Raw genomic sequence first — 14,157 nt, 5'->3', positions numbered from 1 at the left:
AATCAGATGGTATCTGGTTTCTTTTTTCGTTGATTTTTATTGCATTTGCAACAAAAATATGTTACTCTATTTCTAACAAGAAAGGAGGAGTGGGATGAGTATTTTGCGTGAGATTGGTATCATTGCGCGCGCTCTGGATTCTATTGCAAATATCGAATTTAGAGATTTAGATTTAGCACGTGGTCAATATCTCTACCTGGTGCGAATTGCAGAGCAACCTGGAATGATTCAGGAAGAACTCTCTGAAGTCTTGAAAGTAGATCGATCCACCGTTGCAAGGTCCGTAAAAAAACTAGAAGAGCGTGGTTTGATTCAGCAACGTCCGAGAGGGGAAAATCTCAAAACAAAGGAATGGGAGTTAACTGAAAAAGGTAAGCAGATTTACCCCTTCATTTTAGGGGAGCATCTTTACTCTGAGAGAACTGCTTTAAAAGGATTTTCCAAAAAAGAAGTCGCACAGTTAGAAGAGTATCTCATCCGAGTTCGTGAGAATATCACCTTGGATTGGGAACTAGTTAAAAAAGGTAAAAAAAGAAATTATAGTGAGGTAAAGAAATGAAAGTAACAGTCAATCAAGCATTTTGGGATTTGTTCCCAACAGCTAGAATTACAGTGATGTCCTTGTATGGCATTGATAATACAGTAGATGAAGCCAAGGATCCTTATTTCAAAGAATTGTTGGACAAGGGTGCCAAGAGAGCATGGGAATTTATCGATGAAGAAAACTATACCCAGAGTGAGTTCGTTCAAGAGTGGCGCCAAGCTTTTAGCAAGTTTAAAACAAAAAAAGGAGCCCGATCTTCCATCGAAGCACTCTTAAAACGGGTTCACCAAGGTCGTGAATTTTATCCGATTAATCCCTTGGTTGATTTATACAATAGTGTGTCTATGGCTTATGCCCTTCCTTGTGGAGGAGAAGACATGGATAAATTAGTGGGTGGACTCTCTCTAGGACAAGCGAAAGGAGGCGAACCGTTCTTTCCATTAGGGGCTGAAGAAGATGCGCCAGCTTTGGAAGGGGAGATCATCTACTATGACCAAGAAGGAGCCGTTTGTCGTTGTTTGAATTGGCGAGAAGCGCAAAGAACCATGCTAACTGAAGATACGAAGGATGCTATTTTGGTGATTGAAGCCATTGATGAGGAGCAGGCCAAACGTGCACAAACAGCTATGCAGGAATTGAAAGACCTAGCCAAGGATTATTTTGGGGTTGAAGGAACGATCTATCAATTAAGTGCAGAGCATACAAGTATAGAAGTTTAAAATAATAAGGCTGAAACAATTGTTTCAAGCCTTGTTTTTATTTTTAAAGACAAAGAGTTTACTAAAGACATAATTGAGGACCACTATAGCAACTTGCGCAAAGAGGGTTTCAATTAGATTGATTTGACTCTTGTTGTTGTGGACAAATTGCCCGATGATTCCTGGGAATTGCTTGACAAAAATCTCGGTCAAGGCCATGTCTAGTATAAAGGTCCCAGAGCGCGCAATCGCAAATCGGATCAAGCGCTGAAACCAGCCCTTTCTTTCTTGCTTAAAGACGATGGTATCGTTGGTCGCAAAGGCAAAGAGGATCCCAGCAATGTTTCCAATCGCTGTCGCCAATCGTTCATCGCTAGTCACATGATAGATGAAGAGGCGGGTTCCGACGGAAACAAAGGTTGTGGCGACACCAAAGAAGAGATAGGATAAAATTTCATTATCAAAAAATTTTTTAATTAGTGTTTTCATAAATTCAGTCTACCATAAAACCTCAAAATATGCTATACTTGAAAAGTTGAAGAAATCAAACCTTCGACCCTTGGTGCTTAAGATCCTTTCGCCAAGCATATTAAACGCGGGAAAACCGCTAAAGGAGAATAGATGAAACAGTTAACTGCTCGTGATATGGCACAAATTGCCATTGTTGCTGCGATTTATATCGTATTGACCATTACCCCACCTCTCAATGCTATGGCCTACTATGGCTATCAATTCCGTGTTTCGGAGATGATGAATTTCTTAGCCTTCTACAATAAGAAGTACTTGATTGGAGTGACTCTTGGTTGTATGATTGCTAACTTATTTAGTTTTGGGTGGATCGATGTCTTTGTTGGTGGAGGTTCAACCTTTGTCTTCTTAGGACTTGGAATCATTCTATTTGGTCGTTTTAAAAACAAGTTCTTGTTTGACGGTCTTATTCGATTGGACCATTTCTTGTTTGCGATTTTCTTTTCCATTTCCATGTTTACGATTGCCTTGGAACTTTATTACCTTCAAGGCCAACCATTCTTCTATAACTGGTTGACCATGGGAGTGGGTGAATTTGCATCCTTGATTTTTGGAGCGATTGTGATCAATCAACTTTCTAAACGGATTGATTTTACAAAATAAGAAAAGGGAGCTTTGGCTCCTTTTTTTCATGCTAAGAATGCAGTAAATTCAAGGCTAAATTAAGATTTTATGATAAAATAAGAACATGAAAACCAGAATGAAAGAATTAGTGGAATTACTCAATCGCTATGCTTATGAGTATTACACAAAAGACGCTCCATCTGTTTCAGATAGTGAATATGATCAATTATATCGGGAGTTGGTGAAACTAGAAACTGCTCATCCAGATGAGATCTTACCAGAGAGTCCAACTCACCGTGTAGGTGGTGTGGTTTTAAAAGGCTTTACTAAATACCAGCACCAGTATCCCCTTTATAGTTTGCAGGATGCTTTTTCGCGTGAAGAATTAGAAGCTTTTGATCAGCGTGTCCGTAAGGAATTTCCTTCAATCAGCTATGTATGCGAGTTGAAGATCGATGGCTTGTCCATTTCCCTCACCTATGAAAATGGTGTCCTTGTAACAGGAGCAACACGTGGGGATGGTTCTGTCGGTGAGGATATTACAGAGAATCTCAAGCGGGTCAAGGACATTCCTTTGGTGTTACCAGAGCCAGTGAACATTACAGTTCGAGGCGAGTGCTACATGCCACGGGCTTCCTTTGATCGCGTCAATCAGATCCGTCAAGAAAATGGCGAGCCTGAGTTTGCCAATCCACGGAATGCTGCTGCGGGAACGCTTCGCCAATTGGATACGAAAATCGTGGCCAAGCGAAATCTCGCGACCTTCTTGTATCAAGAAGTGAGTCCCACTGATCAAAGCAGTCAGGAAGGCGTGCTTGAGAAACTAGCTCGCTTAGGGTTTGTCGTAAACCAAGAGCGAGTGCTGGCTGAGGATATGGAGCAAATTTGGGACTTTATCCAAAAAGTAGCTCAGTTTCGAGAGGATCTTCCCTATGATATCGATGGGATCGTCATCAAGGTCAATGACCTAGCTGTTCAAGAAGAACTAGGCTTTACCGTAAAAGCTCCTAAATGGGCTGTCGCGTATAAGTTTCCAGCTGAAGAAAAAGAAGCGAAAATCCTATCGGTGGATTGGACGGTTGGACGGACCGGTGTCGTGACGCCAACTGCCAATCTAACTCCAGTCCAACTAGCAGGAACCACCGTTAGTCGCGCAACCTTGCACAATGTGGACTATATTGCTGAAAAAGATATTCATCAGGAAGATACCGTCATTGTCTACAAGGCTGGTGATATCATTCCTGCGGTCTTACGTGTCGTCAAAGATAAACGGGTCTCTGATCAAGCATTAGCCATTCCAAGTCATTGTCCGAGCTGCCAAAGCGAGTTGCTTCATTTTGAGGATGAGGTGGCTCTTCGCTGTATCAATCCGCTCTGTCCAGCTCAGATTAAGGAAGGATTGAACCACTTTGCAAGTCGGGATGCTATGAATATCACAGGCTTGGGTCCAGCTGTTGTAGAGAAACTCTTCGCGGCTCAGTTGGTAGAGGATGTAGCTGGGATCTACCGGCTCACTGTAGAGGATCTATTGACCTTAGAAGGCTTCAAAGAAAAATCTGCTGAAAAACTCTATGAAGCCATTCAAGCTTCAAAAGAAAATTCAGCTGAAAAGTTACTCTTTGGTTTGGGAATCCGCCATGTCGGAAGCAAGGTCAGTCAAATCTTGCTCCAAGAATTCCATGATCTCGATCAACTGGCTACCGCTGATCCAGAACGGATTGCCAGCATTGATAGTCTCGGTATGGTCGTGGCTGAAAGTCTTAAGTCTTATTTCGCACAAGAGGGATCCAAGCGTCTCCTGCATGAATTGAAAGAAGCTGGAGTCAATCTGACCTATCTTGGTGAAAAAGTTGCTGCTGATGCGGCCCTTTCAGGGATGACAGTTGTGTTGACTGGGAAGCTAGAGCGGCTCACACGTTCAGAAGCAAAGGCCAAATTAGAGAGCCTGGGTGCTAAGGTAACTGGATCAGTTTCCAAAAAAACAGATTTGGTCGTTGCTGGGGAAGACGCTGGTAGCAAATTAACCAAAGCACAAGAATTAGGAATCCAGGTAGAAGATGAGGCCTGGCTTGAAAGTTTGTAGAGGATCTTTATGGTAGAACGAATCAAAAAAGCCCGTTTAATTTATAATCCGACCTCTGGGCAAGAAATTATCAAGAAAAATATTGCGGAAGTCTTGGACGTACTCGAAGATGTGGGCTACGAAACAAGCGCCTATCAAACGACTCCAGAACCATTTTCTGCTCAAAATGAAGCAGAAAGAGCCGCCAAAGCAGGCTTTGATTTAATCATTGCTGCTGGTGGAGATGGCACGATTAATGAAGTGGTCAATGGAGTTGCAGGTTTGGAGAATCGTCCGCAGATGGCCTTTATTCCAACAGGCACAACCAATGACTATGCGCGTGCCTTGAAGATCCCGATGGGAGATCCAGTGGCAGCTGCCCGCATTATCGAAAAGAATCAAACCATTCAAATGGACATTGGTCGTGCTTATGGCAGTAAGTATTTCATCAATATTGCTGCAGCAGGAACCATGACAGAATTGACCTTCAGTGTTCCAAGTAGTGTTAAATCTCGCCTGGGTTACTTTGCCTATGTGGCAGAAGCAGCTAAAATGTTGCCGAGAAATAAGGCTCGTAAGGTGCGGATCGAACACGATAATGGCGTTTTTGAAGGTCCAGCTTCGATGATTTTTGTGGCCTTGACCAACTCTATTGCTGGCTTTGAAAGTGTCGCACCGGATGCCAAGCTAGATGATGGAAACTTCACCTTGATTATCGTAAAAACTGCTAAGCTCTTTAACATGTTGTCCTTGATGATTCAGGCCATTAATGGTGGCAAGCATGTGCACGATGAAAATGTAGAATATCTCAAGACCAAGAAGTTGACGATCGAAATGTTAGGGAAAAATGCTCAACCATTCCGCATCAATTTAGATGGCGAATATGGGGGAGATACTCCAGTTGAATTGGAAGTCTTTCATAATCACTTGGAATTCTTTGCGAATATTGATGAAATCAACAACGATGCTTTGGTTCACACATCTGAAGAATAAAAACAAATAGTTAGAGCCATGTACGTGTTTTACGAGGAATGGTTCCTTCGGTATTAAATTGGAAATAGGAAAATGTTATGCGACAATACCATGTAAAGCTTCATTTTCATAAGCAAAAAGGAAATTATTTTGCCTATGATATGTGGCAGTGGCAGGATCAAGTAGAAGGAAAATCAGTCTCTTTCTCCAAGTTGGATTATTTTGGAGTAGAGGGAAATCTGGTATATGAGAGTGAGGATGCCTTGAGTCGGGGTCATGTCTTGGTTAAAGAGGGAGATTGGCTCACCAAAACCCGTGATTTTGAAATCGAACTCTTACCAGAAGGGCATGTTCGAGAAGTTTGGATTCTCGATGGGGACGATACTGTCTATTATTCTTTGCAAGCTGCTTTGACGAGTCATGCTTATAGTCATCGTCAGCCTCATGCCTACGATATGGCGACCCATGCCAAGGAATTTGACACCAAATGGGCTTATCAAGGCTGGCTCGGTCATCGTGAGGAAGAAGGGGAACATTGCTTTAAACTGTGGGCTCCTACTGCTAAGAAAGTTGAATTGTTGCTTTATCAATCAACAGACTTGGATGCGCCTATTTGGAAGACTATTCCAATGATGCGTGGCAAACAAGAGTCTAGCTACCATCCAGAAAACACCCAAGGTGTTTGGATTCTAGATTTTCTAGGAAATTTAAGTGGTATGGCTTATCACTATCGTGTGCATTTTGAACACCAGACTCAAGTGACACGCGATCCTTATAGCATTGCAACGACAGCCGATGGAATGCGCTCAGCCATTCTCTCAAGAGCAGATCGTCAGTTTGATTGGGGCACTAAAAAAGGCGCCGATGCGACTCCTTGGCGCTTGGACAATCCCTGTCAAGCAGTGATTTATGAGATGCACCTTCGAGATTTGACCAAGTCACCGACATCAGGTGTGGACGAGTCTTTACGTGGAACCTATCTTGGTGCCTGCCAAGAAGGAACCGTCAATAGCCATGGTGATGCAACTGCCTTTGATTATATCCGTCAGTTAGGGGTCAATGTCGTGCAATTACAGCCGATATCTGACCGCTATAAACAGTACGATGAAGAAGGTCGTGTGACCTACAATTGGGGTTACGACGTTCAGAATTATTCTGCACCAGAAACCAGTTTTTCAACGGATCCATCCAATCCCAAACAAACCATGAAAGAGCTTAAAACTATGATCCGGGCCTATCATGACGCTGGGATTTCTGTAGTCATAGATGTGATCTACAATCATACCTACTCAACTGAGCATGGTCCTTTTCAAAATACAGTTCCGGATTATTATTACCGGATGGAGCCAGATGGGCGCTTCCAAAATGGGACAGGTGTCGGTAATGAGACGGCGAGTGAGCATGAAATGTACCGCAAGTACATGATTGATTCCCTCACGCACTGGGTAAAAGAGTACCAGATCGATGGTTTCCGCTTTGATTTGATGGGCATTCATGATGTGACGACAATGAATGCTATTCGGGAGGCGATGGATGCTCTGGATCCTCGCATTCTCCTTTATGGAGAAGGTTGGGACATGGGAACCGGTCTCGCACCGGAGGATAAGGCTAAGAAAGACAATGCAGCGCAATTGCCACGTATTGGATTCTTTAACGACACGGAGCGCGATGCTATTAAAGGGGCTGAGGTTTATGGTTCCATCAAACGTGGCTTTGTCAGCCGAAAATCAACAGAGAATATCGTTGCACGTGCTGTTCTAGGTAGTGCGGAGCTGGGTCATTATTTAAGTCCGAATCAGGTTTTGAATTATGTGGAGGCTCATGACAATTATAATCTCTATGACTTGCTTCAGACCCTCCATCCAAATGAAGAAGTAGCAGGCTTGGTCAAGCGCTCAGAGTTGGCTACGGCCATGAACCTACTCTTCCAGGGTATGACCTTTATGCAATTGGGTCAAGAGTTTATGCGGACTAAATTGGTAGCGACAGGTCCTGATGGAGAGATCACACCTTTGGATCGTGAGCGGGCCATGAATTCCTACAATGCTCCAGATTTTGTGAATCAGGTCAATTGGGATTTGGTCAGTCAGAACAAGGAATCGATTGCTTACATCCGAAGCTTGATCGCCTTGAAGACCAGTATTCCTGTCTTAGGGCTTGAAAGCTATGATAACATCTACCAACAAGTCTTTATTCAATCTGCGACAGATACCAGTGGTCTTGTCATCTATGAACTAACAGGAGACAAGAAGTACTTGGTCATCTTCAACGCCAGCGGGCTTCCATATTACCTCCAAAATTCAGATAAATTGAAATTAATGGTTGGTAATAGTCGCCATAAACGTCCCTTCTATGTGGAGAATTTAACAGCTTCTATTTTTGAAGTCTTAGATAAAAGTAAGGTATGATACTTCTTTAAGAAATCGCAAAACCCCTGAGATTTTACTCAGGGGTTGCTTTTATTTTGAGGAACTGCTACTCGTCTCAGTTGAGGAAGAACTATCATCTTCTGGGTGCAATTCTTTATAAGTCGGTGCCTTGAAGAGATCGACAGTGGACTGGTTGCCACGTTGGTTATAAAGGCTGGTTGATTTGTCACCTTTTTCCTTTTCAATCTTCTTCAATGCCTTGAAGGAATTGGTATAGGAATAATCATCTGGATTGACTTTTCCAAGATCATTGCCCTTGAAGAAGCGGAGGAGGTCACCGGTCTGGATGCTATCGCTAATCTTTAATTGAAGGTTAGCGGCTTCCCTAATCTTGTCCAATTCTTCCTTGGTTTTTTCGTCTGGGTTCGTGATTTCTTCACCTGTTTTAGTGTAATAGGTCCGGCCACTATAGCTTGTATACTCAGGAGTTACAAAGTAGTTAGCGGAGCGGAAGGCAACGATTTGATCATGATCTGGTGAGAGCATATCTTGACCAACTTGGAGGAATTTGTTGGATTCAATACCTAGCAAATGTTCCAAGGTTGGGAGCATATCAATTTCGCCACCATAGGTATCAATGATGCCACCCTTATCCATGCCTGGAACGACTACCATATAAGGTACGCGTTGCAACATGGCATTGTCATAGCTTGACCACGTTTCAGAGTTCTTACCAAGCAGTGGGGCGAGAGCTGGGTTGCGAGAGTTTGAAATTCCGTAGTGATCCCCGTAGAGGACGATGATGGAGTTTTTGTAAAGACCAGATTCTTTCAAGTAATCAAAGAAGGCCTTGATCGAAGAATCTAGGTAGTTAGCGGTCGCAAAATAGCCATTAATGGTTTCGTCTTGTGTCTTAGCAAGAGGGAAGCCAAGATCATCTCCTGACAAGCTAGTCGTATAAGGGTAGTGGTTGGAAACCGTAATGAACTTAGTATAGAAAGGCTGTTGCAATCTTTCCAGGTATTTGATGGAATCCTTGAGCATGTACTTGTCATTGAGACCATACTGGAAGGAATTACTACTGTCTTGTTTGGTGAAGTAGCTGGCATCAAAGAAATAATTGTAGCCCCATTGTTTATAGGCCGTATTTCGATTCCAGAAACTTCCAGCATTCCCGTGGAAAACAGCGCTAGAGTTGTAACCATTTTTTGAAAGAATAAATGGTGCAGCCTGTTGGGTATTGGTTCCGCCATAGTTAACCATAAAGGAACCTTGGTTGAGTCCGAAGAGGCCTGTTTCAATCATGGTCTCAGCATCAGATGTTTTCCCTGCTTTGACTTGGTTAAAGACGTTTGAAAAGGCAAAGGTTTCCTTCGAGTGGTAAAGTGAATTTAAGAAAGGCGTTACTTCATATTCTTTATCGTCTACTTTCAACTTGTAATCGATCAAGAATTGTTGGAAACTTTCCAAGTGAATGTAGATGACGTTACGGCCTTTGGCCATTCCAAAGTATTCAGGATTAGGCTTGGCGTAATGCTGTTGGATATATTCTTCCACCGGTTTTAAATCTGCTTCGGAGGCTTTGGAACGTTCTTTGTTGGCAGCATAGGTCTGATTAGCGCTATAACCCAGAAAGGCTGGTAAGCCCAGGGCACGAACAACATAGTAGTTTGAGAACCCACGAGTCAAGAGCTCAGGTCGGTCAATTTCTGCAAGGAAAAGATTGGCCGAAAAGAGCATAGCAGACAAAGATGTGATCGCAAAACTAGCTCGTTTATTGAAGGGACGGTTATCCATTCGAATCCATTTCTTAAAAAAGAAGAAAGCTAGAATCGGGAAATCCAAAATATAAATCACATCCCAAGGGCGGAACAATTCTAAAGCTGCAGCTCCAAGACCGGCGGAAACCTTGCTGGAAGCCAACATGGTATTAACTGTTACAAAGTCTGTAAATTCTCGATAATAAATGGAATTGGAAATCAACCAGATAAATAAGAGAAGGTAGATCCCAAAAGCCAAACTATAAAAGAGCTTGGTAGGTTTGATATAGAGTGCTAGACCGATTAACAGTAAGCTGACCGGAAATGGGTTGATCACTGCTAGAAAGATCTGATAAGGTCCCTGAATGTCTAAATTAAAATCAACTGAATAGGCCCACATGGTTTTGAACCAATAGAGCAGCAGAAGGGTCAAGACAAATCCTAGTCTGGTACTCATGAAATGGAGTATCGAATTCGTAATTTTTTTCACAAAATGTTACTTCCTTGTCTTATTTCCTAAAAATTTTCATATACAAGTATACCACATTTTTATGGAGAAAGAAAAAAATGACTGTAAAGAAGAGGAAAGAAATAGGAGAGATCCGGTATTTTATATCGTTTAAAGCTAAATGATGAGAGCTACGATAAAATGGTAAAAAAAGTTCCAGTAAATAAAGCCTCCCTTTGTGAAAACTGCAGACTTTTGCTATAATAGAGGGTATGAAAAAACTCACAGTCAGTCGGCAAGTAGCTCGAAAACTAAAACAAGGACAATCGCTCCTTGAAAAGCAAGACTTTGATTCGCATCCTACCTTGGATCAAGCGATTCAATTGCTTTCAGGTGATGGACAATCCCTCGGAGTCGGATACTTATCTGAACAGAATAAAGGGATTGGATGGTTTGTTTCTCAAGAGTTGGTTGTTTTTGATCAAGCCTTTTTTATGGAACTTTTCATCAAAGCTAAGCAATATCGTCGTTCTTATTATGAGGATGAGAAGACAACTGCTTTTCGTCTCTTTAACCAAGAGGGAGATGGTTTTGGCGGTTTTACGGTTGACTTATATGATGAGTTTGTTGTCTTTTCTTGGTACAACCTTTATGTGTATCAGATTAAGGAAATCATTTTAGCAGCTTTTCAAGAAGTTTTTCCTGAAGTCCGAGGGGGCTATGAAAAGATTCGTTTTAAAGGCTTGGACTATGAATCGGCCCATGTGTATGGTGAAGAAGCTCCGCAAGAATTTTTGATTCTGGAAAATGGAGTCTTTTACCAGGTCTTTCTCAATGATGGCTTGATGACGGGGATCTTTTTGGATCAGCATGAAGTTCGAGGAGGTTTGGTCGATGGCTTAGCTGCTGGACAGTCCTTGCTCAATATGTTCTCTTATACAGCGGCCTTTTCTGTTGCTGCGGCAATGGGTGGAGCAGTTGAAACAACTTCGGTCGATCTGGCTAAGAGAAGTAGAGAATTATCAGAAGCGCATTTTGTGGCAAATGGCTTGGCGCTGGATGGTCATCGTTTTGTCGTGATGGATGTCTTTGATTATTACAAATATGCCAAACGCCATGAGCTAAGCTATGATGTGATCGTACTCGATCCGCCTAGCTTTGCGCGGAATAAAAAACGGACCTTTTCAGTCGCTAAAGATTACCATCGGTTGGTGAGCGAGGCCCTCGAGATTTTAAATCCAGGTGGGACCTTGATTCTCAGTACCAATGCGGCAAATGTGACCAAAGAAAAATTTAAAAAACAAATCGAAAAGGGATTTCAAGGGCGTAAACATCGTTATGTAGCAGAATACGGCCTTCCGGGAGATTTTCGATGGAATAAGAAAGAAGAAAGTAGTAATTACTTAAAAGTATTTACGATTAGGGTAGATGTATGAAGTTAGTTGTGTCGATTATGCCTCGCTCCTTAGAAGAGGCGCAACAACTAGATGGTTCGCGTTACGATGATGCGGATGTCATTGAGTGGCGTGCGGACTTTTTAGAAAAAAATGAGATCTTAACCGTTGCTCCAGCAGTATTTGAAAAATTTGCTGGACGCGAAATTTTATTCACCTTACGGACTCGAGCTGAAGGTGGGGAGATGGAGCTGACCAATGAGGAATATGTTGGGATCCTGAAAGATATTCAATCTATCTATCATCCGGATTATATCGATTTCGAGTTTTATAGCCATCGTGACGTCTTTGAAGAGATGTTGGAATTTTCAAATCTTGTGCTCAGCTACCATAATTTCCAAGAGACACCGGAAAATATGATGGAGATCTTATCGGAATTAACTAGCTTTTCTCCAAAATTGGTCAAGGTATCGGTCATGGCCCACAATGAACAAGATGTCCTTGACTTGATGAATTATACGCGAGGTTTCAAGACGCTGAATCCTGAGCAAGAATATGTAACGATTTCTATGGGTAAGGTCGGGAAGATTTCGCGCTTGACAGCTGATTTGACAGGCTCTTCTTGGTCTTATGCTAGAGTCGGAGAAGGAAGTGCGCCTGGTCAAATCCCTCTTGAAAATATGCGAAGAATTCGGGAATTATTAAATGAAGATTGATGGCTACACTCGGATGGCAGCAGTCATTGCCCATCCTATCCGCCATAGTATCTCCCCCTTTATCCATAATCTAGCCTATGAACTAACAGCGACCAATGCGGTTTATTTAGCCTGGGATATAGCAGAGGAAGATCTGGAAAGTACTATCTACCAAATTCGTAAGTTAGATATGATTGGGGCCAATATTTCCATGCCTTTTAAACAAAAGGTCTTTCCTTACTTAGATGAAGTGGATGAGATGGCTCTAAAGATCGGCTCTGTCAATACCATCGTTCACCGTGATGGCAAGCTTAAGGGCTATAATACGGATGGGATTGGTTTCTTTCGTAGTTTACCTCCAGCTTTCTCCATTAAGGGAAAAACAATGGTTCTCTTAGGTGCAGGTGGTGCAGCTTTAGCGATTATTGCACAGGCGATTCATCTAGGTGTAAAACGAATCCTTGTCTTTGTGAGAGAGGAGAGATTGGTTCATTATTGTTCAATCGTTCAGTTGATTGAAGATGGCTTTGATTTCTTGATAGAATTGTATGCGATTGAGAAAAATGAAGAGGTTCAAAGCTCCTTTAATCAAGCCGATCTCATCTTAAATGCCACTGGTGTTGGGATGGATGGTCAGTCTCTTCCGATAGCGAGTCACTTGACGTTTCCCCCACATGCCTTAATCGTAGAGATGGCCTACTATCCAGCAGTGACCCCCTTTTTGCAACTAGCAGTGAATCAAGGAAACCAGAGGGTAAATGGGTTGGGAATGCTCTTTTATCAAGCTGAAGCAGCCTTTGAATTGATGACTGGGAAAGTATTTCCTACAGAGTCTATATGGGAAGCATTGACAACAGAATATCACCAATTTGTATGTGACTAAGAGAGGGTTTTACCTTTTCCTATTGAAAAAGCCTTATGAGATTAGAACAAGAACTGATTTTTAAAAAACAGTCTTGCTCTAGTCTCTTTTTCATTTTGTTTGAGACATGTGACTTATTTCATGATAAGATAGAATGGAAGAATAACACGAAGGAGATTCCTATGAACGTATCAGTACCTATTCCAGGACATTCCTATGAAATTGTGATTGAAAGAGGTGGGCTCAACCAGGTCGGTACTTGGCTCCACTCTCTTTGGGGTGAGAAAAAGGTTGCGATCATTTCAGATAACCGGGTGGCTAAGCTGTATGCCTCTATCGTAGAGAAAAGCTTGCAGGAAGCCGGTTTTCAAGTGGTGCGCTTTGAGTTTCTTCAAGGAGAAGCCAGTAAGAATTTGACCACTGTTTCAAAAGTTTATGACTTTCTAGCTACCCAGGGCATGACGCGCAGTGACGGGATCGTCGCCCTTGGGGGTGGCGTAGTTGGTGATTTGGCTGGTTTTGCTGCCTCGACTTATATGCGGGGAATTTCCTTTGTTCAGATTCCGACTAGCTTAACCGCCCAGGTGGACTCTTCTATCGGTGGAAAGACTGGAGTCAACACAGTATTTGCCAAAAACATGGTGGGCACCTTTGCTCAACCGGACGGTGTGTTCATTGATCCTGAAGTGTTGAGTACTTTGGGGCACCGTGAATTAATCGAAGGAATGGGGGAGGTCATCAAGTACGGTCTCATCCAAGATACGGAACTTTGGCAAGAGTTGGAAGAGATGGATGGCTCTGTCGAAAGTATTTTAGAACATGCCGAGAGCATCATTTCTCATTCCTGTCTGGTGAAGCGAGACCATGTTGTGGTAGATGAGCTGGACAATGGTATTCGACTGTATCTCAATTTTGGGCATACCATTGGTCATGCCATTGAAGCGACAGCGGGTTATGGACAGGTCATGCATGGGGAAGCCGTTAGTGTGGGCATGGTGCAGCTGTCACGAGTTGCAGAAAAAAAGGGCTTGATGCCAAAGGGAATCAGCCAACAAATCGAAGAAATGTGTCAGAAATTTGGACTTCCGGTGGCCTATGAGAACTGGGATAAAGAAGCCCTTTATCAAGCCTTGACCCATGACAAAAAAGCGCGCGGAAATAGCTTGAAACTAGTGATTGTTCCAGAGTTGGGGCAAGCTGCGATTCATCAAATCCCTCTTCAAGAAATGACGGACTTTTTAGAAAGAAAGGAATAAGGTCG

Annotated in this window: 12 protein-coding genes and 1 riboswitch; of the genes, 10 read left to right on the top strand and 2 right to left on the bottom strand. The window is 42.6% G+C overall.

Going from position 1 to position 14,157, the window contains the following annotated elements; translation table 11 throughout:
- Window positions 1–94: 94 nt before the first annotated feature.
- On the top strand, window positions 95–559 hold the full coding sequence (locus tag ACVC7Q_RS03105) for a MarR family winged helix-turn-helix transcriptional regulator (protein WP_447264803.1): 465 nt from the start codon (window positions 95–97) through the stop codon (window positions 557–559).
- Entirely contained in the window at window positions 556–1,263 is a 708-nt protein-coding gene (locus tag ACVC7Q_RS03100; RefSeq protein ID WP_447264802.1) for a B3/B4 domain-containing protein, read from the top strand. Before ACVC7Q_RS03105 ends, ACVC7Q_RS03100 begins: the two co-directional genes overlap by 4 nt.
- 24 nt (window positions 1,264–1,287) lie before the next feature.
- On the opposite strand, the gene ACVC7Q_RS03095 is transcribed toward ACVC7Q_RS03100, so the two are convergent.
- A complete protein-coding gene (locus tag ACVC7Q_RS03095) occupies window positions 1,288–1,731 on the bottom strand; it encodes a GtrA family protein (protein ID WP_447264801.1) in 444 nt (147 codons plus the stop codon).
- Window positions 1,732–1,759: 28 nt separating this feature from the next.
- A riboswitch (PreQ1 riboswitch) is annotated at window positions 1,760–1,866 on the top strand.
- Here ACVC7Q_RS03095 and ACVC7Q_RS03090 point away from each other — a divergent pair.
- The 4 genes from ACVC7Q_RS03090 to pulA all read left to right on the top strand — a co-directional run bounded on the left by ACVC7Q_RS03090 (window position 1,864) and on the right by pulA (window position 7,776).
- Complete coding sequence (locus ACVC7Q_RS03090) at window positions 1,864–2,373, top strand: QueT transporter family protein (RefSeq protein ID WP_447264800.1); 510 nt, start codon at window positions 1,864–1,866, stop codon at window positions 2,371–2,373. Its footprint overlaps the riboswitch before it by 3 nt.
- An 85-nt stretch (window positions 2,374–2,458) precedes the next feature.
- Entirely contained in the window at window positions 2,459–4,417 is a 1,959-nt protein-coding gene (gene ligA, locus ACVC7Q_RS03085; RefSeq protein WP_447264799.1) for an NAD-dependent DNA ligase LigA, read from the top strand.
- Between the two features lie 9 nt (window positions 4,418–4,426).
- Complete coding sequence (locus ACVC7Q_RS03080; RefSeq protein ID WP_003014385.1) at window positions 4,427–5,389, top strand: diacylglycerol kinase family lipid kinase; 963 nt, start codon at window positions 4,427–4,429, stop codon at window positions 5,387–5,389.
- Between the two features lie 77 nt (window positions 5,390–5,466).
- Complete coding sequence (pulA, locus tag ACVC7Q_RS03075; protein ID WP_447264798.1) at window positions 5,467–7,776, top strand: type I pullulanase; 2,310 nt, start codon at window positions 5,467–5,469, stop codon at window positions 7,774–7,776.
- A 51-nt stretch (window positions 7,777–7,827) separates the two neighbouring features.
- Here pulA and ACVC7Q_RS03070 read toward each other — a convergent pair whose 3' ends face one another.
- Complete coding sequence (locus tag ACVC7Q_RS03070) at window positions 7,828–9,987, bottom strand: LTA synthase family protein (protein ID WP_447264797.1); 2,160 nt, start codon at window positions 9,985–9,987, stop codon at window positions 7,828–7,830.
- 230 nt (window positions 9,988–10,217) lie between these two features.
- Here ACVC7Q_RS03070 and ACVC7Q_RS03065 point away from each other — a divergent pair, with 230 nt between their 5' ends.
- The 4 genes from ACVC7Q_RS03065 (at window position 10,218) to aroB (ending at window position 14,152) form a co-directional block, all read left to right on the top strand.
- Window positions 10,218–11,381, top strand: coding sequence for a class I SAM-dependent rRNA methyltransferase (locus ACVC7Q_RS03065; RefSeq protein WP_447264796.1), 1,164 nt, complete (start codon window positions 10,218–10,220; stop codon window positions 11,379–11,381).
- On the top strand, window positions 11,378–12,055 hold the full coding sequence (aroD, locus tag ACVC7Q_RS03060; RefSeq protein WP_447264795.1) for a type I 3-dehydroquinate dehydratase: 678 nt from the start codon (window positions 11,378–11,380) through the stop codon (window positions 12,053–12,055). Before ACVC7Q_RS03065 ends, aroD begins: the two co-directional genes overlap by 4 nt.
- Window positions 12,045–12,917 carry a shikimate dehydrogenase gene (gene aroE / locus ACVC7Q_RS03055; RefSeq protein ID WP_447264794.1) on the top strand — a complete coding sequence of 291 codons (873 nt, stop codon included), beginning with the start codon at window positions 12,045–12,047 and terminating at the stop codon, window positions 12,915–12,917. Before aroD ends, aroE begins: the two co-directional genes overlap by 11 nt.
- A 161-nt stretch (window positions 12,918–13,078) precedes the next feature.
- Window positions 13,079–14,152, top strand: a complete 1,074-nt coding sequence (gene aroB / locus ACVC7Q_RS03050; RefSeq protein ID WP_447264793.1) for a 3-dehydroquinate synthase — start codon at window positions 13,079–13,081, stop codon at window positions 14,150–14,152.
- Window positions 14,153–14,157 lie beyond the last annotated feature (5 nt).

The organism is Streptococcus sp. W151 (assembly GCF_053010205.1).
Note: the sequence above shows the minus strand (reverse complement) of the source record. Positions and strands in the feature narration are given on the sequence as shown.